A 26,126-nucleotide genomic window follows, 5' to 3' on the forward strand; every position below is an offset into this window, starting at 1 on the left:
CACGCTCTGCGTGGGAATGCAGCCCGGGACGCTCTGCGTCCCAAATGGACGCGGAGCGTCCGGTGAGGCGTTCCCACGCAGAGCGTGGGAACGATCAGGAAGGGGTTAAATGGCCGGCTGGCTGTGTGGAAACAACAAATCGACAAACCGCTCCGCCGTCGGCTGCGGCTCATGGTTGGCCAGCCCGGCGCGTTCGTTGGCCTCGATAAACACGTACTCCGGCTGATCCGCCGCTGGCACCATCAAGTCGAGCCCGACCATCGGAATGTCCAGCGCGCGCGCCGCACGCACCGCCGCGTCGACCAGTGTCGGATGCAGAATCGCCGTGACGTCTTCCAGCGTGCCGCCGGTGTGCAGATTCGCCGTACGCCGCACGAACAGATGCTCGCCGGCCGGCAAAACACTGCTGTAGTCATACCCGGCGGCATGCAAGGTGCGCTGGGTTTCGTGATCCAGCGGAATCTTGCTCTCGCCACTGGTGGCCGCCTGGCGACGCCGACTTTGCGCCTCGATCAACGCACCGATCGAATGCTGACCATCGCCGACCACTTCCGCCGGTTTGCGAATCGCCGCCGCGACCACTTCAAAACCGATCACCAGAATTCGCAGATCAAGGCCTTCGTGGAAACTCTCCAACAGCACGCGGCTGTCGAACTGCTTGGCCGCTTCGATGGCCTGCTGCAGCTCTTCGATGGTCTGCAGATCCACCGCAACGCCCTGGCCCTGTTCACCGTCGAGCGGCTTGACCACCACCCGTTGATGCTCATCGAGAAAGGCCAGATTGTCGTCGGCATTGCCCGCCAATTGCTGAGACGGCAGATTCAGACCGGCCGCTTTCAGCACCTTGTGCGTCAGGCTTTTGTCCTGACACAGGCTCATGCTGATCGCGCTGGTCAGGTCGCTCAGCGATTCGCGGCAGCGCACGCGACGGCCGCCATGGCTGAGGGTGAACAACCCGGCATCGGCATCGTCGACCTGCACATCAATGCCGCGCCGATGCGCTTCTTCAACGATGATCCGCGCGTACGGATTGAACTGCGCCTCCGGGCCGGGGCCAAGAAACAGCGGCTGGTTGATACCGTTCTTGCGCTTGATCGCGAAGGTCGACAGGTTGCGGAAACCGAGCTTGGCGTAGAGGCTTTTTGCCTGACGGTTGTCGTGCAACACCGATAGATCCAGATAGCTCAAACCGCGACTCATGAAGTGCTCGATCAGATGTCGCACCAGCACTTCGCCAACACCCGGCCGCGAGCATTGCGGATCAACCGCCAGGCACCACAGGCTGCTGCCGTTTTCCGGGTCGTTGAACGCCTTGTGATGGTTCAGGCCCATGACGCTGCCAATCACCGCGCCGCTGTCCTCATCCTCCGCCAGCCAATACACCGGGCCGCCCTGATGGTGCGGGGTGAGCAGCGTGGCATCGATCGGCAACATGCCGCGTGCCGAATACAGCAGGTTGATCGCCTGCCAGTCCGCCTCGCTCTGCGCACGGCGGATACGGAAGCCGCGGAACACGCGAGTGGCCTGGCGATAATCGCTGAACCACAGGCGCAGCGTGTCGGATGGGTCGAGAAACAGCTGCGTCGGTTCCAGGCCGAGAATCTGCTGCGGCGCGGCGACGTACAAGGCAATGTCGCGCTCGCCGGGTTGCTCATTGAGCAACTCGCGAGCCAGCGATGCCGGGTCGGGAAAGGTGTGGCCGATCAGCAACCGGCCCCAGCCGCAATGCACTGCAATGGGGTCGGCCGCCAGGGTGCTGCCATCTTCGGCCAGCCGTGCCTGCAAGCGTTCGTAGGACGGTGTCTGACCGCGAATCAGGCGTTGGTTGATGGCCGTGGCGTGGGGTTTCATCGATCAGATTCCTTGTTCACTGAGCCACAGGTTCAGGGCCGCCAGTTGCCACAGTTTCGAGCCGCGCAATGGCGTCAGTTGGCCTTGCGGATCAGTCAGCAGTTTGTCGAGCATGGCCGGGTTGAACAGGCCGCGATCCTGACTCGGATCGAGCAGCAGTTCGCGCACCCAGTTCAGCGTGTCGCCTTGCAAATGCTTGAGGCCAGGCACCGGGAAGTAGCCTTTTTTACGGTCGATCACTTCACTTGGAATGACCCGGCGCGCGGCTTCTTTCAGCACCTGCTTGCCGCCATCGGGCAGCTTGAATTTGCCTGGGACACGGGCCGACAGTTCAACCAGTCGATAGTCGAGAAACGGCGTTCGTGCTTCCAGGCCCCAGGCCATGGTCATGTTGTCGACGCGTTTGACCGGATCGTCGACCAGCATCACCGTGCTGTCCAGACGCAAGGCTTTGTCGACTGCCGCATCAGCGCCGGGCTGTGCGAAATGTTCTTTGACGAAGTCGCCGGCGGCGTCATTTGCAGTCAGCCATTTCGGTTGTACGGTGGCGGCATAATCGTCGTAGCTGCGGTCGAAGAACGCGTTGCGATAGGCCGCATAAGGATCGGCCGCGCCATCGACTTGCGGGTACCAGTGATAACCGGCGAACAGCTCGTCCGCGCCCTGGCCACTCTGTACCACCTTGCAGTGCTTGGCCACTTCGCGCGACAGCAGATAGAACGCGATGCAGTCATGGCTGACCATCGGTTCGCTCATCGCGCGGAACGCGGCGGGCAGTTGCTCGATGATCTCTTTCTCGTCGATGCGCAGTTGATGGTGCTGCGTGCCGTAGTGCTTGGCGATCAGATCGGAATACTGGAACTCGTCGCCGCGCTCGCCGCCGGCATCCTGGAAGCCGATGGAAAAGGTCGACAGATTCTCAACGCCGACTTCACGCAACAGACCGACCAACATGCTCGAATCGACACCGCCGGACAGCAGCACGCCGACATCGACGGCGGCACGTTGACGAATCGCTACCGCTTCGCGAGTGCTGTCGAGCACGCGGTCGACCCAGTCTTCCAGCGTCAAATTTTTCTCGTCGTCGTGTGGGCCGTAAGGCAGCGTCCACCAGGTTTTCTGCTCGGTGGTGCCGTCGGCTTCAACACGCATCCAGGTCGCTGGTGGCAGCTTTTCAACGCCAGCCAGCAGGGTGCGTGGCGCAGGGACCACGGCATGGAAATTCAGGTAGTGATTAAGCGCCACCGGATCGAGAATCGGGTTGATGTCGCCGCCCTTGAGCAGCGCCGGCAGGGCCGAGGCAAAACGCAAACGCTGGCCGGTGCGCGACAGGTACAGCGGCTTCACGCCGAGACGGTCACGGGCGATGAACAGGCGCTTGGCGTCGCGCTCCCAAATGGCAAACGCGAACATGCCGTTGAGTTTCGGCAGCAGCGCTTCGCCCCAGGCGTGGTAGCCCTTGAGCAGCACTTCGGTGTCGCCACCGGAATAGAAGGCATAACCCAGCGCTTCGAGCTCAGCGCGCAATTCCGGAAAATTGTAGATCGCGCCGTTGAAGGCCAGCGACAGGCCGAGTTGACTGTCGATCATCGGCTGCGCCGAGCCGTCCGACAGGTCCATGATTTTCAGGCGACGATGGCCCAGGGCAATCGGCCCTTGGGCATGGAAGCCCCACGCATCAGGGCCGCGAGGCGCCAGGTGATGGGTGATTCGCTCGATGGCTGCAAGGTCTGCAGGTTGTTGATCAAAACGTAACTCGCCAGCTAATCCGCACATAAAGTCCTTACCGGTTTTTCCGTTGGGGAGGGTGTTTCTTCAGCGGCCAAATGGCCGGTACTCAGAAACTGACCCGGTGCGGTGGTGGGAGTTTTAGAACGATGAGTTATAAGCGCGTGGATTCGACCCTGCGCAATGACGCGACTTGCCTCATCTCACTTAACAGCTGATTGAAATCGAATGGCGGTATATAGATATTTTATCGGTGCAAAAAACTGTTGAATCAGCTGGATTTCAGGCGTTTTTTTAGGTTTTTTATTCTTCCTCGGTGTTGATATGGTCGACGTTCGAACCTCGCAATAAAGGACTATTGCAGATGCCGACCACAGAAATAAAAACGCAGTCTCCGGATTTGACTTTGAACACGTTGCTTGACGCCACTGGCGATCTCGACAGCGCCGAAGCCTTGCAAAAAAGCCTGCCTGCTTTTTTGCTGAAATGTTCAGCCATCCAACTCGCGGCGATTGATCGAACCACCCGGGAGTTGCACGCCATTCAACTGACAGTCCAGAGGGAGCTGGACACGCTCAAGCCGTTGCACACCTTTTGTATCGATGAGCTGAACCTCGCGCTGCGCCACAAGTGGCCAGTGAATTTCGACGTAGAAAAAGATTTCCTGAGCTTGCCGGGTGCCGATTGCGGTTGCGAGCCCCTATCGACGGACGAAAACGGCGTACAAACCTTTCCGGCTGCCACGCAGACACTGTTACAAGCGGCAATGCAGAACTTCACCGCTGAGGAAGCCACAGGTGATTTTCCTGTCGGCGGTCAGGTTGTCGTGCACAGCGCCACGGCTGGCGTCAGCGGTTTGACCGTGGCGGCCTTTGCCGGACTATGCCGAGAGCTGGACCTTGGCAAACGCTACCAGGCGCATTTTCAGCAGGTCTTCGGTCTTTTGGGGGCTGACGGCAAGGTCGTGGTACGCAACACCATGATTCGCGACATGGCGAAAATGAAAAAGCTGTTGTTGCAAATGGACACCCACCTTGCCGCGATCAGGCATCACATCTCACCTGCCGGTTTGCAGACCGTGCAACGGCTGATTGACGCCGAGGGTGTGGCGTCGGCAGCGACGCTGCACTACAACGACCAGACACTGATGATGCAAGGCCTGGAGATTTTCAACAGCTGCGTCTGGGGTGTCGTGGTGTTTTGCGCCCATTCGTTCGAAACGCATCCTCAGGAACCGTGCCTGGTGTATATGGCGGGAGAGCCCGAGCGCGCGTTGTACGAGTACCCGAGTTTCAATGCGTTCAAACAGTACCTGACGCAAAAGTTGAAGGATCGGCGCTACAAGGATTACTTCGCCAACAGCATTGATGAAGATGACAAGGCAGATTTTTTCAAGGCTGTTGCCGATTCCGCCGAGCTGGAATCCATCAGGTCATTGCCGATCACGGTGCCGTTGTTCGAGTTCATGGTGCAAAGTCACGTGGGCAAAATGCAGGTTGATGCACGCAAACTGGCGGTGCCGACCGCCGATATTGATGACGATGCACGCCGCAAACGTCTGCTGGACTTTCTCCAGCTCGGTGTCAGCGTTGCCTCCGTAGCAGGACTCTTTGTACCGGTTCTCGGCCAACTGATGATGGGTGTTGCGGTAGGGCAATTGCTTGGCGAGGTGTATGAAGGCGTCGAGGACTGGCAGCGGGGCGACCAGCAGGAAGCGCTGTCACACCTGCTCGGCGTCGTGGAAAACATCGCACTGATGGGCGTGCTCGCGGGGGGCCAGAAAGTCGTTGGCACGCTCGGACGCCATCTGGTGCGCTCCCACCCGACGTTCTTTGGCCAGTTCACCGCGATTTACAATCAAGCCGGCAAACCGCGCCTGTGGAAGCCAGATTTAAGCCCTTACGAGCATGACCTTCCGCGCGGATTCACGCTGGCCGACGGTGCCGAAGACCTTCATCAAATCGGCAGCAGGTTTTACGGTCGGGTCGGGCACCGAATCCTTGCGGGCACTACCGATTCGGCAGCGCGTAGCTGGCGTCTGCAACATCCCGGGCGCCCTGAAGCGTTCTCCCCTGTACTTGAACGTCACGTCGAAGGTGGCTGGCGCACTCCGGCCGAAGACACAGAACAGTGGCGCAGCGCGGCGTATACCCTCAAACGCATCGATCCACAGCTGTGTGATTTTACCGATGCCGAACTGGACATGATGCGCAGGATCAGCGGCGACCGCTACGAAGCGTTGCAGCGTGCCTTGCACGACAATCTGCCGCTGTCATCCCGGCTGCGCGACAGCGTGGAGCGACTGCGTACGGAGCGACGGTTACGCGTGCTCATCGCCGAGCTTGAGCGGGGCGAAACCCACTCAGGGCAACCTGTGCATGAACAGTTGCGTGCGTTGTCGAAGCTGCCCGGCTGGCCCACAGACCGTTACATCGCGGTCACCGATGCCGCGGGCGAAGTCACCGCAACCTATCCTCTCACTGCGGTGCGCGACGATCGTCTCAGTGTGGTGATCACTGAAGATCAATTGGCCGAAGGCCAATTGCTGCAAACGGTGATCGATGGTTTGTATCAGAAGGAAGTCGATGCCTTGCTGGGGGGCAATCCCGGTCGTCAGAACGAACGCGAGATTCTCGCTAAAACACTCGGCTCATGGCTCAAGGCTGATCGTCCGGCGGTGGTCCAGCGAATGTATGAACGCTATGACCGGATCGAGGCTGACGATGTGCAGAAGCTGCGCAATACGTTTGTCGAGCTGCCGGCGCGCCATGCGCAGCGTCTTATCGATCAAGCGCCGAGTGTCGAGCGTGTGCATCTGCTTTCCAGCGGTCGAGTGCCTGTCGGTCTGGCGCAGAAGGTCAGGGCCGCGACCCATCAGGTACGTGTTGATCGTGCGCTGATCGGGCTTCATTTGCCGGCAATGGCCAATCCGGACACTGAAAAGCTGGCCATACAGTTACTGCCTCATTTGAGCGGCTGGGATGCGCAGCTGCGGCTTGAGTTACGAGAAAAAACCCTGAACGGGTCTTTGCTGGATGCGATTGGTATTGAGCCGGCGACGCCGTTGAATACCCGCACTTTGGTTAAATCCAATGGCGGGTATGAGGTGTTTGACGGCGACAGCAAATCGCTGGGACGGGTTGAAGCGGGGGCTGACGATCTCTATCACGCCATTCTCAAGGCGCTGGCTCCTGCGCAACGTGCCGCCGCCGGATTCCCCGACCCGGTGCCTGTTGATGGGGCTCGGCTACGCAACAAACTGCTTGAAACTGCACTGGACGAGCGCGAGGTGACTGCGCGTATGTTGATCACCGGCAAGTCTGAGCCGGTTGTTTTCGAGCCGGCTTGTGTGCAGGCCGATCAGGTGATGACAACGACTCATCCGCGAGCATTGCTGCGCAAAGTCTTGAGGCTTTTCCCCAGCTACAGCGAAGCCCAGGCCAGCCAATTGATCGATCAACTGGGCAATGACCCGCTGACCCGGGCAACCGGTGTAAAGGCGTTGCGTGAGGATCTGCAAAGCCTGCGCGATGCACTGCAACTCTGGAGCGAGGACGAGCCTGCGATAAGGGCGCTCGGCGGGGATTGGCAAGAGGTGCGTCGTAGTCGCAAAGCCACCGCTGAACTGATCGAGGACAGTTTTCGGCGACTTTTATGGGTCAGAGACGTCAATGGTCAACCCGTTTGTACGTTGAATCTGGACGGCATGCGAGTCGGCAAACTGCCCACTCTGCCACCTGGTCTGAAGTTCGACCACATCAAGCGATTGTCGTTGAGGAACATGGAGCAAGGGGACGATATCGCGTATTTCCTCCGCTCGTTCAAGCAAGTTGAATCCCTGGAGCTTGATCGCAACAAGCTCACTCGGCTGCCGGAAATTCTCTCGTTCATGCCTGATCTTGGCCGGTTGAGCCTGGCGGGTAACCAGATCAAGCTGACCGAGCAGACGCTGCTGAAACTGAGCCAGTTGCGCACGCTTCACAGTTTGAACCTGAGCGGCAATCCGCTGGGGGCAACCCCGGATGTCAGCCATATGTTGAAATTGCGCTCTCTGGCACTGCGCGAGACCGGTGCTACGGAGTTGCCCAACGGTCTGGCACGTTTGCCGAATCTGGATTGGGTGGATTTGCGCAACAACGAAATTAAGGTATTGCCGGATTGGCTCTTCAAAACCCCGCGACGTTTCAGTGAGGCACTTAACCTGCGATTCAATCCACTGTCCGATGTCAGCAACACGCACCTGTCGAATTACCGGGAAAACATCGGCGTCGGCATGGGCTATCTGGATAACGATAATGCCCGTCTCGACGAAAACCAGGCGCGATCGCTCTGGTTCACTGACGGCGCGGGGGAGGACTGGAATCGTCGTAACCGAATCTGGATGGCATTCAAAGATGATCCGAGGGCCGAAGGATTATTCCATCTGCTGGCGGAACTCAGTCATACCGCCGATTCCGAGAAAGCGACCCAAGACATGCATCGACGGGTCTGGGCGGTACTCGAAGCGGCGGAGCAGCGAGCGCCGTTGTACGAACAGATCCTCGATCTGGCGGCCAATCCGATCAACTGTACGGACAGTGCGGCAATAAACTTCAGTCATCTGGAAATCGCCGTTGAAGTCGACAGGGTGATCAACCCTGCTGAAGGTCGGGTAAATGGTGCCAAACCCCTGATCAAACTCGGCCGTGGTCTGTTTCGCCTGGATCAGTTGAACCAGATCGCTCAAGAACATGCTGACAAGAATCCGACCGCCGATCCTTTGGAGGTCAACCTCGCGTATCGCACCGGCCTCGCCGATGACCTGGATTTGCCGGGCCAGCCGCGGTTCATGCGTTATGCACTACTGGGCGGTGTGACCCCTGCCGATCTGGACATCGCGAAGAACAGGATCGTTGCGGCTGAAGCTTCAGCGCAGTGGATGACGTTTCTGCAGCGCCAGCCATTCTGGTGTGATTACCTCAAACGCACGTTCAGCCGCCAGTTCACCAGTATTGACGAGATTTTTTCACCGCAACTGGATGCCGTGTTCGGGCAGGCGAGCACACTCAGTTCCGCGGATTATCTCAGTCAGATGGATGCGATCAAGTTCCAGCGCGAACTGGCTGAGGAAGCTGTGCTGACACGCCTGACCGACGATGCGATACGTCTGGTTAATCTGGGGATCTGCGCCATGCCCCAAGGGTAAGAGCTACTTGCCGCGAATCAGACGGCGCAACGCAAAGCGATTGGGGTGGCATGCCTCGGCGACACTTCGCGGCAGCGGCAACGGTTCGTTGTCGAGCCAGGCGGCGAGCAATTCACCCGACAGCGGTGCGGTGATCAGACCGCGAGAACCGTGGCCGCTGTTGACGTAGAGCCCGTCAAGCCACGAGCAGGCCACGTCCGGAACCTGGCGGGCATCTTTGGCTAACGTGGCGTATACCTGATCGAACGCTTCGCGGTCGGCGAGGGGGCCGACGATCGGCAAATAGTCAGGGCTGGTGCAGCGGAAGGCAGCGCGGCCCTGAAGGTTTTCGACAGGCTGTGCGCTGATGTGCAGACGCGACACGAGGTCGCTGGAGATTTCTTCGAGCATCGCCAGATTGCCTTGGTGTTCGGCGATGGTCGGGGTCAGGTCATCGCTGTTGAAATCGAAGCTCGCACCGAGGGTATGTTCGCCCAAACGTGCCGGGGCGACGTAGCCTTCGGCGCAGACCACGGTGGTCAGCGCTCGGCTTTCTGCGGTCTCGGCAAGTCGAGTAATTTGTCCGCGAATGCGCTTGAGCGGCAGCTCGGCACTTTGCGCAAAACGTTTGATCTCGGCGGCGCCGGCCAGCACCACGACCGGTGCGCTGGCCAGTAAGCGGTCACCGTCGAAGGCTTGCCACTGATCGTCGACTTTGCGCAGTTCCAGTACGTCACGATGGCTGAACAGTTCGATGTTCGGCTGCGCGGCTTGCGCCTGACACAGCGCCGGTGGATGCACCCAGCCGCCCTCGGGATAGTACAAACCGCCGTGGGCCAAAGCGATGCCGGCGCGGTGTTGCGCTTCGGGCTGGTCGAGCCATTGCAGTAAATCCTCGGGGAAGGCTGCGGCCAATTGCGCATGGCGCTCGGCTTCCTTGACATTGAACGCCAGTTGCAGAACGCCGCAATCGTCCCAATCGGTGCCGCGTTGCAGGGTTTCCAGCAAGCGACGGGTGTAGCCGAAACCGCTGACGATCAATTGCGATAACGCGGTGCCGTGGGCGGAGAGCTTCAGATACAGCACGCCCTGCGGATTGCCCGAGGCTTCTTGCGCCACGCCATCGTGGCGCTCCAGCAAGCTCACTTGCCAACCGCGCGCGGCGAGGCTGGAAGCGGTGGCGCAACCGGCCAGTCCGGCGCCGATTACCAGCGCACGACGTTCGCCTGCCACTGGGGCAGGGCGGGCGAACCAGGGTTTTTCCGCGGCGGGCGGTGCAACCTCTGACGGCCAGCCGAGAAACTCGCCGCGCAGTATTTCCCATTTGTGGCCAATGCCCGGCGTGCGCTTCATCTTGAACCCGGCGGCGTTGAGCAAGCGTCGCACCCAGCCGGTACTGGTGAAGGTGCTGATGGTCGAGCCGGGTGCCGCCAGTCGCGCCAGTTCGACGAACAGTTCGGCGGTCCACATGTCGGGGTTTTTCGCCGGAGCGAAGCCGTCGAGAAACCATGCGTCAATCTGTGCATCGAGTTGCGGCAGTTGCTCCAGCGCATCGCCGATCAGCAGGGTCAGCGTCACGCGACCGTCGGCCAATGTGATGCGCTGAAAACCTTGATGGATCGCAACGTAATGGCGTAGCAACTGGTCGGCCAGCGGCTTGAGTTCTGGCCACAAGGCCAATGCCCGTTGCAGATCGGCCGGGCTCAGCGGGTATTTTTCGACACTGACAAAATGCAGCCGCGCACCGGCCACGGCGTGTTGCTCGAACAATTGCCAGGCACAGAGAAAATTCAGCCCGGTGCCAAAACCGGTTTCGCCGATGACCAGTCGCCCACCGGCCCCCAGCGCAGCAAAACGCTCGGCCAAGCGGTTTTGTTCGAGGAACACATAACGGGTTTCATCCAGACCGGATTTGTCGGAAAAATACACGTCATCAAACACTCGCGAACGCGGGCGTCCCTGGTCATCCCAATCGAGTTGGGCGTGGGGCAATACGGGTTTCATGGCAGGCTCGGCAACGACAAGGCGGCCATTCTAGCCGATCGGGCGAGGGGTGCTTGATCCATGGCAATGTCTGATCCAGGGGGCCATGGAAAATGTCAAAAGATCGCAGCCTTCGGCAGCTCCTACAGGGTGGATTGCATTCCAGTGTAGGAGCTGCCGCAGGCTGCGATCTGTTCAGAGGTTGTCATCATCCGCTAGTCTTGCTGAACCCTGGAAGGAGCCGTCCAATGTTTGAATCCGCTGAAATCGGTCACGCCATCGACAAAGACACCTACGAGGCCGCCGTCCCGGCATTGCGCGAAGCGCTGCTGGAAGCCCAGTTCGAGTTGCAGCAGCAAAAACGTTTCCCGGTGATCATTTTGATCAACGGCATCGAAGGTGCGGGCAAGGGTGAGACGGTCAAGTTGCTCAACGAGTGGATGGATCCGCGCCTGATCGAAGTGCGCACCTTCGATCAGCAGACCGATGAAGAACTCGCACGGCCACCGGCCTGGCGTTACTGGCGGATGCTCCCGGCCAAAGGGCGGATGGGGATTTTCTTCGGCAACTGGTACAGCCAGATGCTCCAGGGGCGGGTGCACGGCTTGTTCAAGGACCCGCGTCTGGATCAGGCCATTGCCGGAGCCGAGCGTCTGGAAAAGATGCTCTGTGACGAAGGCGCGTTGATCTTCAAATTCTGGTTTCACCTGTCGAAGAAGCAGATGAAGGCGCGACTCAAAGCGTTGGCCGACGATCCGCTGCACAGTTGGCGCATCAGCCCGCTCGACTGGCAGCAATCGGAGACCTACGACAAATTCGTCAAATACGGCGAGCGCGTGCTGCGCCGCACCAGTCGCGACTATGCGCCGTGGCACGTCATCGAAGGTATGGATGCGAACTACCGCAGTCTGGCCGTCGGCAAGATTCTTCTCGAAGGTCTGCAAAATGCGTTGAAACGTCCGGACGTGCATCCTCACGATGTCAGCGCCGCGCCGCTGGGCACGCCGGTCGATCAATTGAATTTGCTCGACAGCCTTGACCTGACCCAGCGCCTCGACAAGAAAGATTACGAAGAACAATTGATCACCGAACAGGCGCGGCTCTCGGGCTTGATGCGCGACAAGCGCATGCGTCGCCATGCACTGGTCGCGGTGTTCGAAGGCAACGATGCGGCGGGCAAGGGCGGGGCGATCCGTCGGGTCGCGGCGGCGCTCGACCCGCGTCAGTACAACATCGTGCCGATTGCCGCGCCGACTGAAGAGGAACGTGCGCAGCCGTACTTGTGGCGGTTCTGGCGGCACATTCCGGCGCGCGGCAAGTTCACCGTGTTCGACCGCTCGTGGTACGGCCGCGTGCTGGTGGAGCGGATCGAGGGCTTCTGCACGCCCGCCGACTGGCTGCGCGCCTACGGCGAAATAAACGACTTCGAAGAGCAACTGGCCGATGCCGGGGTGATTGTCGTCAAGTTCTGGCTGGCGATCGACAAGGACACGCAGATGGAGCGCTTCCAGGAGCGCGAAGAGATCCCGTTCAAGCGCTTCAAGATCACCGAAGATGACTGGCGCAACCGCGACAAGTGGGATGCCTATCGCGCCGCCGTCGGCGATATGGTTGATCGCACCAGCTCCGAAATCGCCCCGTGGACACTGGTCGAAGCCAATGACAAGCGCTGGGCGCGGGTCAAAGTGCTGCGCACGATCAACCGCGCGCTGGAAGACGCTTTCGAAAAATCCGACAAGCATGCCAAGAAGCACAAGGACTGAGGCGATGGCCGCGCATACGCGGGGTGAATGATTGTCGCGGTCGGCAATCGGGTGGACTTATGCTCGGTCCACTCTCAACCGACCACAACAATGAGGTATGCCATGCGTGAAGTGGTGATCGTCGACAGCGTGCGGACTGGCCTGGCCAAATCCTTTCGCGGCAAGTTCAACCAGACCCGCCCCGATGACATGGCGGCTCACTGCGTCAACGCGCTGCTCACGCGCAATGACATCGACCCGGCCAGCGTCGAGGATTGCATCGTTGGCGCCGGTTCCAACGAGGGCGCCCAGGGTTACAACATCGGCCGCAACGTCGCGGTGCTCTCGCGTCTGGGCACTGGCACGGCCGGCATGACCCTCAATCGGTTCTGCTCGTCTGGCTTGCAGGCGATTGCGATTGCCGCCAACCAGATTGCCTCGGGTTGCAGCGACATCATCGTCGCCGGCGGTGTCGAGTCGATCAGCCTGACGATGAAAAGCGTCAACACCGATCACCTGATCAACCCGCTGCTCAAACAACAGACGCCGGGCATCTATTACACGATGGGGCAGACTGCCGAAGTGGTCGCGCGGCGTTATGGCGTCAGCCGTGAGGCGCAGGATCGCTACGCGTTGCAGAGCCAGATCCGCACTGCGCAAGCGCAGGCGGCCGGGTTGTTCGACGATGAAATTGTGCCGATGGCGGTGAAGTATCGCGTTGAAGACAAGAACACTGGCGAGGTGCAGATTCTCGATGGCGTAGTTGATCGCGATGACTGCAACCGTCCGGACACCACGTATGAAAGCCTCGCCGGGTTGAAACCGGTGTTCGCTGAAGACGGTTCGGTGACGGCGGGCAACTCGTCGCAACTGTCCGACGGTGCGTCGATGACGCTGGTGATGAGCCTGGAAAAAGCGCTGGAATTGGGCCTGAAGCCGAAAGCCTTTTTCCGTGGCTTTACCGTGGCCGGCTGCGAGCCGGACGAGATGGGCATTGGCCCGGTGTTCTCGGTACCGAAATTGCTCAAGGCGAAAGGTTTGCAGGTAGCGGACATTGATCTGTGGGAACTGAACGAGGCGTTTGCTTCGCAGTGCCTGTACAGCCGTGATCGGCTGGAGATCGATAACGACAAGTACAACGTCAATGGTGGCTCGATTTCGATTGGTCACCCGTTCGGCATGACCGGGTCGCGGCAGGTCGGGCATCTGGTGCGTGAGTTGCAACGGCGTAATTTGCGTTACGGCATCGTCACCATGTGTGTGGGGGGCGGGATGGGTGCGACCGGTTTGTTTGAGGCGGTGCGCTAAATCGAGCGTTATTTATCGCTTGTGAAATCGTCATCGCTGGCAAGCCAGCTCCCACAGGTTTTGTAGAGTTCACACAATTTGTGTAAGCCAGCAATCCTGTGGGAGCTGGCTTGCCAGCGATTGGATCACCACCGCCTAACGTTTCGAATCCAGACCTTGCATCCGCGCAATGTAAGCCTGAATTTCCTTCGAAATTTGCTCGGCACTCTCAAACGGCCCCTCAAGGGTGTTTTCCCGAGTGCTGAAAAACAGTTCGCCATTGACCCGACACACGCGGTCGCTGCGAAAGTGCGTGGCGGGGGCGCTGTCGTGGGCGCGCATTCCTAACATGATCGGTCTCCTTGGCTGTTGCGCTGGAACGGATCCAATCAGCTTATGCCTGAAGCACTTAACCCGCGCGGCCAGCCGATCAACGGCAGCGCGTCAATTTAATGCTGCGACCTGCACAGTTTCATTCGCGTCCTGGCCCCAACTGTCCCTGTGTCGCGCCCGGCGGCACGCCTAGAATGAGCGCACTCGTCAGCAGGTTTTGGGGTTCACATGCACATTTCATCCGGTCGCTGGGTCTACGGATTGTTCCTGGCGCTGCTGACTGCATTTCTGTGGGGCATCCTGCCGATCAAGCTCAAACAGGTGTTGCTGGTGATGGACCCGATCACCGTAACCTGGTTTCGCTTGATGGTGTCCGGCAGCTGCTTGTTCATTTATCTGGCCGCGGTCAAACGCCTGCCGAGTCGTAAAGTGCTGGGGCCCAAGGGCGGCTGGCTGGTGCTGATGGCGGTGCTTGGCCTGGTCGGCAACTATGTGCTTTATCTCATGGGCCTTAATTTGCTCAGCCCCGGCACCGCGCAACTGGTGGTGCAGATGGGCCCGATCATGTTGCTTATCGCCAGTCTGTTTGTGTTCAAGGAGCGCTTCAGCATTGGCCAGGGCATCGGGTTATTGGTGCTGCTGATCGGTTTTGTGCTGTTCTTCAATCAGCGTTTGGCGGAATTGCTGACCTCGTTGTCGGATTACACCGCCGGGGTGTTGCTGGTGCTGTTGGCATCGACGGTCTGGACGTTTTACGCGTTGGGCCAGAAGCAATTGCTGACGGTGTGGAATTCGTTGCAGGTGATGATGGTGATCTACCTGTTCTGCGCGTTGTTGCTGACGCCGTGGGTGCATCCGCTCGAGGCGCTGGAACTGAGCCCGTTGCAAGGCTGGTTGCTGCTGGCGTGCTGCATGAATACGTTGATTGCCTATGGCGCGTTTGCCGAAGCGCTGGCGCACTGGGAGGCATCGCGGGTCAGTGCGACGTTGGCGATTACGCCGTTGGTGACGTTTGGTGCGGTGGCGATTGCGGCGGGAGTCTGGCCGGAATACGTGCATGCCGAGCAGATCAACGCGCTGGGGTATGGCGGGGCGGTGTTGGTGGTGTTGGGGTCGGCGCTGGTGGCGTTGGGGCCATCATTGATTGCCGGGCTCAAGGCGCGGCGCATGCGTATGGCCTGAAGATCAAAAGATCGCAGCCTGCGGCAGCTCCTACATGAGACCTGTGTAGGAGCTGCCGCAGTCTGCGATCTTTTGTTGTTTAGCCCTTGGCCCCAGCCTCAATCATATTCTCCGGCCGCACCCACGCATCAAACTCTTCATCGGTCAGATAGCCCAGCGCCAACGCCGCCTCACGCAAGGTCAGCCCCTCGCTGTAAGCCTTTTTGGCGATTTCGGCGGATTTGTCATAACCGATGTGCGGATTCAACGCCGTCACCAGCATCAACCCACGCTCCAGATGTCGCGCCATGACTTCAGCGTCCGGCTCAAGCCCGGCGATGCAGTGCTGCTGGAAGTTGCTGCAGCCATCGCCGAGCAGGCGAATCGATTGCAGCAGGTTGTGGATGATCACCGGTTTGTACACGTTCAACTGCAAGTGACCTTGACTGGCGGCAATGCCGATCGTCACGTCGTTGCCCAGGACCTGACAGGCGAGCATCGACAGCGCTTCGCACTGCGTCGGGTTGACCTTGCCCGGCATGATCGAGCTGCCCGGTTCGTTGGCCGGCAGCCGCACTTCGGCAAAACCGGCGCGCGGGCCGGAGCCAAGCAGACGCAAGTCGTTGGCGATTTTCATCAGCGCCACGGCGAGGGTTTTCAGCGCACCGGAGAGGCTGGTCAGCGGTTCGTGGCCGGCGAGGGCGGCGAACTTGTTCGGCGCGGTGACGAATGGCAGACCCGACAGCGCCGCCAGTTCGGCGGCAATCGCTTCACCGAAACCGTGCGGCGAGTTCAGCCCGGTGCCGACGGCGGTGCCGCCCTGCGCCAGTTCACACACTGCGGGCAGCGCAGCGCGGATCGCCCGTTCGGCGTAATCCAGCTGCGCGATAAAACCCGACAATTCCTGACCGAAGGTGATCGGCGTCGCGTCCATCATGTGCGTGCGCCCGGTTTTCACCAGCTTCATGTGCCGTGCGGCCAGTTCGGCGAGACCTCCGGACAGCTCGGCAATCGCCGGCAGCAGTTGTTCCTGCACGGCTTGCGCGGTGGCGATGCTCATCGCAGTGGGGAAGCAGTCGTTGGAGCTTTGCGAGCGGTTGACGTGATCGTTCGGGTGCACCGGCGTCTTGCCGCCGCGCGGGTTGCCGGCCAGTTCGTTGGCGCGACCGGCGATCACCTCGTTGACGTTCATGTTGCTTTGGGTGCCGCTGCCGGTCTGCCAGACCACCAGCGGGAACTGGTCGTCGTGCTGGCCGTCGAGGACTTCGTCGGCGGCTTGTTCGATGAGGCGGGCGATGTCGGCGGGCAGGTCGCCGTTGCGGTCGTTGACCCGGGCGGCGGCTTTCTTGATCAGCGCCAGGGCGTGCAGTACCGGCAGCGGCATGCGTTCCTGACCGATGGCGAAGTTGATCAGCGAGCGTTGCGTCTGAGCACCCCAGTAAGCGTCGTCCGGGACTTCGATCTGGCCCAGGCTGTCGGTTTCGATACGGCTCATCGTGCACACTCCTGTTGGTCTGTTTGCGCAGTTTAGGCCGGCTTCGGCCCGGGTGGTTCCATCGAATCGATTGTTGACCGGTAAAACCCCGTCAATCAAGCGCGGCAAGGCTTGGGGGGTTGAGCCGCGGCGTTTTTTAGGCGCAGAATGGTCGCCCTTGGGGTTTTACCTCGCTTTGCTTAAAAGGAAACTCGATGACTCGTCTTCGTGCCATCTGTACCGCGGTTGCACTGGTTTGCGCCAGCGGCCAGGTGCTTGCCGATACCGCCAGCCACAACGCCAGTGCCGAAGCTTTCCTGACCCTGGCACACGCTGACAAGCTGGGCACTCCGGTGTACATGCAAGTCCAGCAAATGTTCGCTCAGCGTTTTGAGCAGACCAAAGCCCCGGAATCCAAGAAAGCCACGCTGGAAACCTACCAGGCCAAGGCCAACGCCGCCCTGGACCAGGCCATTGGCTGGAACAAGCTGAAGCCGGACATGGTCAAGCTCTACACCACCAACTTCAGCGAATCCGAGCTGAAAGATCTGGTCGCGTTCTACCAGTCGCCACTGGGTAAAAAAGTCCTGGAAAAAATGCCGCAGCTGACTCAGCAATCGGCCCAGATGACCCAGGCCAAACTGGAAAGCGCGGTACCGGTAGTCAACAAGCTGCTGGAAGACATGACCAACGAGCTGGCCCCGAAAGGCGCTGCTCCGGCCAAGAAAAAGCCGTAAGCGGAGTTCGTGATGAGCATGCAACAACGCATCGAATCCACGCTGGGCCTGTTACAGCCTGAGCATCTGCAAGTGCTGGATGAAAGCCACATGCACAGTCGCGGGTTGCAGACCCACTTCAAGGCAGTGGTGGTCAGCGCGCAGTTCGAAGGCCTGAACCGGGTCAAGCGCCACCAGAAAGTCTACGGCACGCTCGGCGAGCTGATGGGCGAGTTCCATGCGTTGGCGCTGCACACCTACACCCCGCAGGAATGGGCAGAGACCGGCGCCGCCCCGGCGTCGCCGACCTGTGCCGGCGGAAGCAAACACTGATTTTGGATGTGGCGGGATTTTTGTGGCGAGGGGATTTATCCCCGTTGGGTTGCGAAGCAGCCCCAAAAGCCACAGAACCCAATCTACCTGAAAGACCGCATTCTCAGGGTTTGGGGCCGCTTCGCAGCCCAGCGGGGATAAATCCCCTCGCCACAGGTTTTGTGTTGTCACAGAAGACTCAGTACATCCAAAACACATCGTGTTTTTGCTAGAATCCGCAACGCGCCGCTCACCCGGCGCGTTTTTTTTTGAATCCGGTTCACCCTTTGCGAGGGTAGCCACCTGGAGAAATACCCATGACACAACCGATTGTCGTGGCGGCACTGTATAAGTTCGTCACCCTCGAAGATTACGTCAACCTGCGCGAGCCGCTGCTGCAAGCGATGGTCGACAACCAGATCAAAGGCACCCTGCTGATCGCCGAAGAAGGCATCAACGGCACGGTGTCCGGCACTCGCGAAGGCATCGACGGCCTGCTCGCCTGGCTCAAGAACGACCCACGCATGATCGACATCGATCACAAAGAGTCGTACTGCGACGAGCAGCCGTTCTATCGCACCAAAGTCAAACTGAAGAAAGAGATCGTCACCCTCGGTGTCGAAGGCGTCGACCCGAACAAAAAGGTTGGCACCTACGTTGATCCGCAAGACTGGAACGCGTTGATCAGCGACCCCGAAGTGCTGTTGATCGACACGCGCAACGATTACGAAGTGTCGATTGGCACCTTCGAAGGCGCCATTGATCCGAAAACCACCAGTTTTCGCGAATTCCCTGACTACATCAAAGAACACTTCAACCCGGCCGTGCACAAGAAGGTCGCGATGTTCTGCACCGGCGGCATTCGCTGCGAAAAGGCTTCGAGCTACATGCTCAGCGAGGGCTATGAAGAGGTTTACCACCTCAAGGGTGGCATTCTGAAGTACCTCGAAGAGGTGCCGCAGGAAGAAACCAAGTGGCAGGGTGACTGCTTCGTGTTCGACAACCGCGTGACCGTGCGCCACGACCTCAGCGAAGGCGACTACGATCAATGTCATGCCTGCCGCACACCGGTCAGCGTTGAAGATCGCGCCAGCGAGCATTACGTCGCCGGCATCAGTTGCCCGCATTGCTGGGACAAGCTGAGCGAGAAGACCCGGCGCAGTGCCATCGATCGGCAGAAGCAGATCGAACTGGCCAAGGCGCGCAACATGCCGCACCCGATCGGCTACAACTACAAGCAAGCATCCACCGAGGCTTAATCATGTCTGCACGCCTGCTCTATGTGATGGACCCGATGTGTTCGTGGTGCTGGGGTTTTGCTCCAGTGGCCAAGGCATTGGTGGAGCAGGCGCAGGCAGCCGGGGTCGAGCTGCATCTGGTGGTCGGTGGTTTGCGTACCGGCAGTGGCTCGGCGCTGGAGCCGACCACGCGGCGCTACATTCTCGAACACTGGCAAGCGGTCACCGAGGCCACCGGCCAGCCGTTCCAGTTCGACGGCGCGTTGCCCGATGGATTTGTCTACGACACCGAGCCGGCCTGCCGCGCGATCGTCACTGCGCGCAGCCTGGCGCCGGATTGCGCATGGACACTGGTCGGACTGATCCAGCAGGCGTTTTACGCCGAAGGTCGTGACGTTACCCAAGCCAGTGTGCTGGTGGAACTGGCAGAGCAGGCCGGCGTGCCACGCATCGAATTCGCCGCGTTGTTCGACCATGCCGATCAACACAAAGCCACTCAGGCCGATTTCAGTTGGGTGCAGGATCTGGGCATCGCCGGTTTCCCGACCCTGCTCGCCGAACGCAATGGCCAACTGGCCTTACTTACCAATGGCTATCAACCGCTCAGCGAACTGTCGCCGTTACTCGGCCGCTGGCTGGAGCGCGCCGCCTGTGCCTGACCTGGCCGATGACACGCCAGCCGTAAAGCGTGTCGACCGGCTGAGCTGGGCAGAAGTCCGGCGACTGGCTCTCACACACAAAAAATCCCTGTGGATCGCTAACGGCGTGGCTGTTCTGGCGACGCTGTGCAGCGTGCCGATTCCGTTGCTGTTGCCGTTGCTCGTCGACGAAGTGCTGCTCGGCCACGGCGATGCTGCGTTGAAAGTCATGAACCATGTGTTGCCCAGCATGTGGCAGCAAGCGGCGGGCTATATCGGCCTGATGTTGTTAGTGACGTTGACCCTGCGCTGCGGCTCACTGTGTTTTGGCGTGTTGCAGTCGCGACTGTTCGCACGGCTGGCCAAGGACATTGTTTATCGCATTCGCGTGCGCTTGATCGAACGCCTCAAGCGCATCTCGCTGGGCGAATACGAAAGCCTGGGCAGCGGCACGGTGACCACGCATCTGGTCACCGACCTCGATACCCTCGACAAATTTGTCGGCGAAACCCTCAGCCGTTTTCTGGTGGCGATGCTGACGCTGGTCGGCACCGCGAGCATCCTCATGTGGATGCACTGGAAACTGGCGCTGCTGATTCTGCTGTTCAACCCGCTGGTGATCTACGCCACGGTGCAGTTGGGCAAACGCGTCAAGCACCTGAAGAAACTGGAGAACGACAGCACCTCGCGTTTCACCCAGGCGCTGAGCGAAACCCTCGACGCGATTCAGGAGATTCGCGCAGGCAACCGTCAGGGCTTTTTCCTTGGAAGGCTTGGCCTGCGGGCGCAGGAAGTGCGCAATTACGCGGTCAACTCGCAGTGGAAGACCGACGCCTCCAACCGCGCCAGTGGTTTGTTGTTCCAGTTCGGTATCGATATTTTCCGTGCGGCGGCGATGCTCACCGTGCTGTTCTCCGACCTGTCGATCGGGCAGATGCTCGCGGTGTTCAGTTACCTGTGGTTCATGATCGGCCCGGTCGAACAACTGCTCAATCTGCAATATGCCTACTACGCGGCGGGCGGTGCGCTCACGCGGATCAATGAGCTATTGGCGCGTGCCGACGAGCCGCAGTATCCCGGCGGCGTCGACCCGTTCAAGGGGCGCGACACTGTGGGCATTCAGGTGCAAGGCTTGAGCTTCGGTTACGGCGATGAACTGGTGCTCGATCAGCTTGATCTGTCGATTGCCCCCGGTGAGAAAGTCGCAATCGTTGGCGCCAGTGGCGGTGGCAAAAGTACCCTCGTGCAATTGCTGCTGGGTCTGTACACGCCACTGTCCGGCACCATCCGCTTCGGCGGTTCGACCCAGCAGGAAATCGGCCTCGATACGGTTCGTGAAAACGTCGCGGTGGTGCTGCAGCACCCGGCGTTGTTCAACGACACCGTGCGCGCCAACCTGACCATGGGCCGCACACGCACGGACGAAGCTTGTTGGCAGGCGCTGGAAATTGCCCAGCTGGAGGCGACTATCCGCGCCTTGCCCGATGGCCTCGACAGCATCGTCGGCCGCTCCGGCGTGAGGCTTTCTGGCGGTCAGCGCCAACGCTTGGCAATTGCGCGGATGATCCTCGCCGAGCCGAAAGTCGTCATCCTCGATGAAGCCACCTCGGCCCTCGATGCCGCCACCGAATACAACCTGCACCAGGCCATGGCGCGCTTCCTCAATGGCCGCACCACGCTGATCATCGCCCACCGTTTGTCAGCGGTGAAGCAGGCCGATCGCGTGCTGGTGTTCGATGGCGGGCAGGTGGCCGAAGACGGCGATCATCAACAACTGATCGCCGATGGCGGTTTGTACGCCAAGCTCTACGGGCATCTGCAGCGCCACTGAGTGCTCACTTCCAGAGCACGTTCATCGCGTCCGGACTGCCGTCATAGCCGAATTGTTTCATCACCACCGCGCAGGAGTCGCACGGCGCCATGGTTGTGGCAATGGTGATCGAATTCAGCGTCTTCGCATCCGGGTATTTTTCGCGAATCACCCGGATGAGCTTGCTTTCGGTATCCAGTGACGTCGGCCGTGACGTCAGGGCGGGCGTGTAGGTCTCGATGTTGTCGATGGTGTGTGGAATCGCACGGATCTTTCCCGCAGCGGAGACGTTGAGTGAAGTCGCCGCAAACCGGTGGTCATGATCGATGTTGAAGTAAGTGATGTTGCCAAGCGTGACCTGAGCGTTATCCGGGTGACGGGCAAACAGTGGCAGGAATGCCGTATCACCCTGCTGTCCAGAGACGCTGACATACACCTCTCGACTCCCCGTTTGCGTAGTGATCTCGGCGAAGGCGATGTTTCTCGGGCTGTGCAGTTTTTTTCTGGTTTTCTGGCTGATGAGTAACTGCAGTTGCTGCATGGTGTTATCGATTTTCAGCGCTTTTGCATTGGCTGCCTTCGCGTCAAAGGTAATCACGGTTTTTTCGAACAGTGCGTTGAACACCCGCGCGGTCGTCTCGCGAGCGCTGTCCGGCGCGGCGCGGGATAACGACCAGGTCGCAGCGCCATCACTGGAGTGCCTGACGATCATTCGTGTGGAGTGGTCGAAGAGCACCGCTTCACCGGGGCTGGTGTCGACTTTGATCCGGCGCAACGTATCGGGCGGGTTGCTGTGGCCGCCAATCGGCACGGCGATTTTATCCATGGCTTTCATCGCGCGCTCGACGGCGGTTATGCCATAGATTCGGGCGATGTTGTTGGCGTTCAATGAGCCGATGTACACCGTCGTCAGTTCTTGGCGCAGCTGCGCCGACAGGGTGGCGGCCTGCTTGAACAACAACGGATCCTTGAGGCTCTGTCCCTTGGTGAGTTCGGCGACGTAAAAGCCCCCGGCGTTCAAACGCATGAACACGAGCTGCGTAGAGTCATGCATGTCCTGGCTGATCGTCGCGCCGACCTGGAACGTGTCAGTCAGGGATCCTCCCGGCCTTGGCAGATTGACGCTGACCCGCCCATACATACCTTTCTGGAATGTCATCGTGGCGTTGAGTCTGGTGTGTTGGCCTATATCGGCTGCACGCAGCGGGGCGTGCCCGGCGGCCGGTATATAAATGCTGTCACCGAACCAGGTGGCCCAGCCCTTGCTGTCATCAAAGCTGCCCGGCGCAGGCGTTGGCGCCGGATCGCGGGTGACATAACGGGTTTCACAGACCTCGTTGCCGGGTGCGCGTCGCACCCGGCAAGGCAGCATTTTCACTCGTTGGCTATCGTCGATCAGGTCTGCGCGGCGTAGCACATCGCCGTCCAGGCGATAGGCCACGTCATCGATCAACAGGGTAGTCCTGCCGTCGGCTTCAAGCAGTTCGCGAACCCGGGATTGCTGTGAGATTTCAATCAGCGAATGGCCATCGGCATTGCCCACCGAATTGTACGTGGAGCGCCCCGGCGACAGCTCCGTCGATGTCATCAGCAGTCGCGGGCCGTAAGGCTTGAGCGAGAGTGGCTCAATCAGAAAATATCGATTGCCTGCCGGTGTGGCGATGCTGCGCACCGGCACATCATTGATGCCTTTGAAGGTGGCCAGGTCATCACCCTGCGCCAAGGGTTTCCAGGCGCCCGGATCGGTCACCTGCGTAATGCCTTTCACCAAATCGTAGTGCGCAGTGGTTGCTATCAAGGTGCGAACCCCGGTAAGACTGCTGCGTCCCGCGCGGTACAGCACGCGCCCTGTCAGCAGCAGCGATTGACGCGACAGTTTGAGGCTGGCAGAGACAACCGCCAGTGGATTGAGATTTTTCAGGGTGGCGTTGAGCAGTTTGCCGGACACCTTGCTGAAAGCAGGCAATGCTGAACGAATACCGATCCGGCTGGCGGTAGCCGCCAGCCGGATAGAGCCCGCAGCAAATTTTCCCAGCGGCACGGCGAACGAAAGCACGTCAACGACAAGCCCCGCCACGCCCAGCAAGCGGGTACCAAAATCGTCGGATTTCAGGTCATCGATACCGCCCCAGAACGGCACGAAAGGCTTGATGGATTCTAGCCAGTGGCCGGCCGCCTTATCGCGGTCGAACGCCGTTTCTCCCCATGCTACCGAGCGTAGTTCGTCGACGTTGTAATAAAACAAAACTTCGGCAACGAGGGCGGCGATCTTCTGAGTGCGAGGTGAGTTCAGTATCAGGCCACTGTGAATGGAATGTGCGGCAGGCGGTGCGGGTAATGAGTCGAGCCGAGAAATGAACGCTCGGCACGTGGCGTCCTCCAGCGGCACTGTTCCTTGGTGATAAGCCTGCCAATCAAGGGGCAACTGCTTGTTGGTGCGGGCGTTAAGCGGCCCCATGTCTTTAAATATGAGGGTTTTTCTGATGGCTGGCCCGAGGTGTTCGGCGGTGATGTCGTGTCTGCGGCGGATAATGCCGGCACGCGGCAGGCATTCATAGAAACGCGAATCGCCCTCTATTGGCTTGGCTTCCAGCAAAAAGCCCAACCGCGCTTGCCGTGACGGCGGGATTTCTTCGCCTGTAGTGAGAGAGGACATCTCGTTGAGAATCTGATTGAGGGAATGGATGCGTACTTCACCCTGTGCCAGCGCCTGGCGCTCGTCCCACGGCAGCGATATCAGCAAATGTCTGATCAGGCAGGCGTAAGCTTTCTTGCTGTCCGCCACATAGCCTTCGAAACGCTGATTGAACGTGAGCTCGATGTCCGGCAGGAACTCGCTATAGAACGCTGGTAATCCTGACGTGCGAAAGGTGCGCCACTTTTCGTCCGTCTCAACGCGGTTATCGCTTGAAAGCACAATCCAGTTCTGGCGTGGTATGCCATCGAGAATCACCGACCATTTCTGGCCATGTTTGAACCCGCCTCCAGCGTAGACCTCGGCAAACTCATACGCGGAGGCTTTGATGTCGGGCAGTATGATGACTGCGCGTTTGCTCCTGCCGGTGACGGCTTTCGTAAGCCTCAGACCTTTGGGCATTTTATTGAGAGGAAAGCCGCGGGCAATTTCGGCTTTTGCAATGTCCAGTCTTGGCTCAGGTTGCGCGTTCAGTTGGCTGATTGCCTGACTCAGTTCCTGGGTCGAGTTGTCCAGCGTTGACAGCGCTTCGGTGATAGAAACCACAGTCAAATCACCCAAGGCAGCGGCAGCAGCCCAGCGTTGCGCCGGTTCGGCGCGGGTCAATGCGATCAGTTGCATCAGCTCATTCGAGGCGTTTTCGCTCTGACGGAGCGGCAGGTCGATCAATTGTTGAAAGCTCAACCGATGCAGCAAGCCTGGCTCAAGTGCTTGTGCCAGATTGACGCCGTGGACGAAATTGACCCAGGCAATCGAGCTGGCGTAAGGAAGATCAGGCGGAACATCCGGTACCGCGAAGTCGCTGGAGTATTTAGACAGAAGCAGGTGGCCCACCAACACCTGTTCCAGAGTCTCGGCCTCTGTTTCACGGACGATCGCGTATTCACTCAAGTGCTTTTCGAAGTCGCGGCGTAATGTCTGATAGCTCTTGCCGCGATGTTCCCTGCTGTTTAGATCAAACCCCACGAGGGTGCCGGGCTGGTGGCCGTGTGAACTCGAGTACCACAGGCGCAAGGCTTCAGCGACGAGGTGTGGAGAGATGTCGGGCGGCGGCTGTTCGTCTGCTTTTGCGCCGTACCAGTTGAGCCACTGGACCAAATCTTCTGCCAATGCCTGGGCCTTGGGGCAATTGAGCAACCGGTCGAGACTGCGCATTGGGCTGGCGCGTACTTGCTCGACGGTTGCGTCAGGCAGTGCTTGTCTGACGAGGGAATCGATGGCACTCGTCTCGTTCTTGGCCACTATGTTTTCAACTGCGGCCACCACGTACTTATGTTCATCTGGCTGGAAAAGACTGTTGATATCAGCAACGGTGCCCAGTCTCAGGCGGTGAATGGCCCGAGCTTCTTCAACGTAAAGGATCAATGCATCGAGCTGCTTGAACAGCGCGGGGGGGACGCCGTAAAAACTCAGGGCAATGCAGATCGGCAACATGGCGTCGGCGCGCAGGTTCCCGCCAAGCGCTCTGGTTCCCCGTTCGACAGCGCTGAACAAGCCCCGCAATTGAGGGAACTCCTCTGGCTCGAGGTACGCATGGCCGCCGCCAATTCTGGTGGTTTCATAAGTCGTCCGCTGGCCATCGATGGTGACTTCCATGCGACGTGCGTTCAGCTTCCGCTGCGCCAGTGTGGCCAGGTAGATCGGGTTTTTCATCAACTGTGCAAGTGAAGAAAGCGCGTCCATGTGGACGCGGTGCAGTGGTGTATTTGATGCTGGAATGTAGTAACAGCCTTCAATCTCGCTGGACGTTTCCTTGACGCTGTTCAAGCGAACCAGCAGTCCATCGTATTCGTTGAGCAAAGCGATATGTTGTTGAGAAGGTGTAATGGGTGAGGGCGTCATGATCGGCAGTGCCTTTGCAAATGAGGAGAGTCACCAGTTTCATGGCTTCACCCGATTGCGTGGCGGTACATATATATATCGGCGTCTATGCCGCTTGCCGGGAGCGCAAACGCCTCCTAGTCTTGGTGGGTGGTCTGATCGGAAGGGATGGT

15 protein-coding genes are annotated in these 26,126 nt (G+C 59.5%); 9 read left to right on the plus strand and 6 right to left on the minus strand.

From position 1 onward, the window contains the following. Positions 1–105: 105 nt before the first annotated feature. Together ngg and PMI37_RS08025 are read right to left on the minus strand one after the other, a co-directional pair. Positions 106–1,851, minus strand: coding sequence for an N-acetylglutaminylglutamine synthetase (gene ngg, locus PMI37_RS08020; protein WP_008079752.1), 1,746 nt, complete (start codon positions 1,849–1,851; stop codon positions 106–108). Between the two features lie 3 nt (positions 1,852–1,854). Then, positions 1,855–3,627, minus strand: a complete 1,773-nt coding sequence (locus PMI37_RS08025; RefSeq protein WP_008079753.1) for an N-acetylglutaminylglutamine amidotransferase — start codon at positions 3,625–3,627, stop codon at positions 1,855–1,857. A 358-nt stretch (positions 3,628–3,985) separates the two neighbouring features. Between PMI37_RS08025 and PMI37_RS08030 the strand changes: the two genes are divergently transcribed. After that, entirely contained in the window at positions 3,986–8,764 is a 4,779-nt protein-coding gene (locus PMI37_RS08030) for an NEL-type E3 ubiquitin ligase domain-containing protein (RefSeq protein WP_238552697.1), read from the plus strand. 3 nt (positions 8,765–8,767) lie between these two features. On the opposite strand, the gene mnmC is transcribed toward PMI37_RS08030, so the two are convergent. After that, positions 8,768–10,747 carry a bifunctional tRNA (5-methylaminomethyl-2-thiouridine)(34)-methyltransferase MnmD/FAD-dependent 5-carboxymethylaminomethyl-2-thiouridine(34) oxidoreductase MnmC gene (mnmC, locus tag PMI37_RS08035; RefSeq protein ID WP_008079755.1) on the minus strand — a complete coding sequence of 660 codons (1,980 nt, stop codon included), beginning with the start codon at positions 10,745–10,747 and terminating at the stop codon, positions 8,768–8,770. A 227-nt stretch (positions 10,748–10,974) separates the two neighbouring features. On the opposite strand from mnmC, the gene pap reads away from it, so the two are divergent. Together pap and PMI37_RS08045 are read left to right on the plus strand one after the other, a co-directional pair. Next, on the plus strand, positions 10,975–12,489 hold the full coding sequence (pap, locus tag PMI37_RS08040) for a polyphosphate:AMP phosphotransferase (protein WP_008079756.1): 1,515 nt from the start codon (positions 10,975–10,977) through the stop codon (positions 12,487–12,489). A gap of 102 nt (positions 12,490–12,591) precedes the next feature. Beyond that, the gene (locus PMI37_RS08045; RefSeq protein ID WP_008079757.1) at positions 12,592–13,776 is read left to right on the plus strand and encodes a thiolase family protein; all 1,185 of its coding nucleotides are present in this window, start codon (positions 12,592–12,594) and stop codon (positions 13,774–13,776) included. A 135-nt stretch (positions 13,777–13,911) separates the two neighbouring features. Here the strand turns inward: PMI37_RS08045 and PMI37_RS08050 are convergent, their stop codons facing one another. Further along, positions 13,912–14,106, minus strand: a complete 195-nt coding sequence (locus PMI37_RS08050) for a DUF6316 family protein (RefSeq protein ID WP_008079758.1) — start codon at positions 14,104–14,106, stop codon at positions 13,912–13,914. Positions 14,107–14,316: 210 nt separating this feature from the next. On the opposite strand from PMI37_RS08050, the gene PMI37_RS08055 reads away from it, so the two are divergent. After that, the gene (locus tag PMI37_RS08055; RefSeq protein WP_008079759.1) at positions 14,317–15,270 is read left to right on the plus strand and encodes a DMT family transporter; all 954 of its coding nucleotides are present in this window, start codon (positions 14,317–14,319) and stop codon (positions 15,268–15,270) included. A gap of 79 nt (positions 15,271–15,349) precedes the next feature. Here PMI37_RS08055 and PMI37_RS08060 read toward each other — a convergent pair whose 3' ends face one another. Then, complete coding sequence (locus tag PMI37_RS08060; RefSeq protein ID WP_008079761.1) at positions 15,350–16,744, minus strand: class II fumarate hydratase; 1,395 nt, start codon at positions 16,742–16,744, stop codon at positions 15,350–15,352. Positions 16,745–16,938: 194 nt separating this feature from the next. Here PMI37_RS08060 and PMI37_RS08065 point away from each other — a divergent pair, with 194 nt between their 5' ends. From PMI37_RS08065 to PMI37_RS08085, 5 genes are all read left to right on the plus strand, one after another. Further along, positions 16,939–17,460 carry a DUF2059 domain-containing protein gene (locus PMI37_RS08065; protein WP_008079765.1) on the plus strand — a complete coding sequence of 174 codons (522 nt, stop codon included), beginning with the start codon at positions 16,939–16,941 and terminating at the stop codon, positions 17,458–17,460. 12 nt (positions 17,461–17,472) lie between these two features. After that, complete coding sequence (locus PMI37_RS08070; RefSeq protein WP_008079766.1) at positions 17,473–17,772, plus strand: BolA family protein; 300 nt, start codon at positions 17,473–17,475, stop codon at positions 17,770–17,772. 296 nt (positions 17,773–18,068) lie between these two features. Further along, positions 18,069–19,010 (plus strand): oxygen-dependent tRNA uridine(34) hydroxylase TrhO, encoded by a 942-nt coding sequence (gene trhO / locus PMI37_RS08075; protein WP_008079767.1) that lies wholly within the window; start codon positions 18,069–18,071, stop codon positions 19,008–19,010. A 35-nt stretch (positions 19,011–19,045) separates the two neighbouring features. Beyond that, entirely contained in the window at positions 19,046–19,648 is a 603-nt protein-coding gene (locus PMI37_RS08080; protein WP_177323301.1) for a DsbA family protein, read from the plus strand. Then, positions 19,641–21,458: an ABC transporter ATP-binding protein gene (locus tag PMI37_RS08085; RefSeq protein ID WP_008079769.1), complete on the plus strand. Its 1,818-nt coding sequence runs from the start codon at positions 19,641–19,643 to the stop codon at positions 21,456–21,458. The genes PMI37_RS08080 and PMI37_RS08085 overlap by 8 nt, the downstream gene beginning before the upstream one ends. Before the next feature lie 4 nt (positions 21,459–21,462). Here PMI37_RS08085 and PMI37_RS08090 read toward each other — a convergent pair whose 3' ends face one another. Next, positions 21,463–25,974: a deaminase domain-containing protein gene (locus PMI37_RS08090; RefSeq protein WP_008079770.1), complete on the minus strand. Its 4,512-nt coding sequence runs from the start codon at positions 25,972–25,974 to the stop codon at positions 21,463–21,465. Between the last annotated feature and the right edge of the window lie 152 nt (positions 25,975–26,126).

Origin of the sequence: Pseudomonas sp. GM80, assembly GCF_000282515.1 — a bacterium.
In the GTDB taxonomy this organism is placed as follows: Bacteria; Pseudomonadota; Gammaproteobacteria; order Pseudomonadales; family Pseudomonadaceae; genus Aquipseudomonas.

Coding starts and splice junctions, on each gene's coding strand:
- ngg (WP_008079752.1), bottom strand. CDS start 1,851: ATGAAACCCCACGCCACGGCCATCAACCAACGCCTGATTCGCGGTCAG.
- PMI37_RS08025 (WP_008079753.1), bottom strand. CDS start 3,627: ATGTGCGGATTAGCTGGCGAGTTACGTTTTGATCAACAACCTGCAGAC.
- mnmC (WP_008079755.1), bottom strand. CDS start 10,747: ATGAAACCCGTATTGCCCCACGCCCAACTCGATTGGGATGACCAGGGA.
- pap (WP_008079756.1), top strand. CDS start 10,975: ATGTTTGAATCCGCTGAAATCGGTCACGCCATCGACAAAGACACCTAC.
- PMI37_RS08045 (WP_008079757.1), top strand. CDS start 12,592: ATGCGTGAAGTGGTGATCGTCGACAGCGTGCGGACTGGCCTGGCCAAA.
- PMI37_RS08050 (WP_008079758.1), bottom strand. CDS start 14,106: ATGTTAGGAATGCGCGCCCACGACAGCGCCCCCGCCACGCACTTTCGC.
- PMI37_RS08055 (WP_008079759.1), top strand. CDS start 14,317: ATGCACATTTCATCCGGTCGCTGGGTCTACGGATTGTTCCTGGCGCTG.
- PMI37_RS08060 (WP_008079761.1), bottom strand. CDS start 16,744: ATGAGCCGTATCGAAACCGACAGCCTGGGCCAGATCGAAGTCCCGGAC.
- PMI37_RS08065 (WP_008079765.1), top strand. CDS start 16,939: ATGACTCGTCTTCGTGCCATCTGTACCGCGGTTGCACTGGTTTGCGCC.
- PMI37_RS08070 (WP_008079766.1), top strand. CDS start 17,473: ATGAGCATGCAACAACGCATCGAATCCACGCTGGGCCTGTTACAGCCT.
- trhO (WP_008079767.1), top strand. CDS start 18,069: ATGACACAACCGATTGTCGTGGCGGCACTGTATAAGTTCGTCACCCTC.
- PMI37_RS08080 (WP_177323301.1), top strand. CDS start 19,046: ATGTGTTCGTGGTGCTGGGGTTTTGCTCCAGTGGCCAAGGCATTGGTG.
- PMI37_RS08090 (WP_008079770.1), bottom strand. CDS start 25,974: ATGACGCCCTCACCCATTACACCTTCTCAACAACATATCGCTTTGCTC.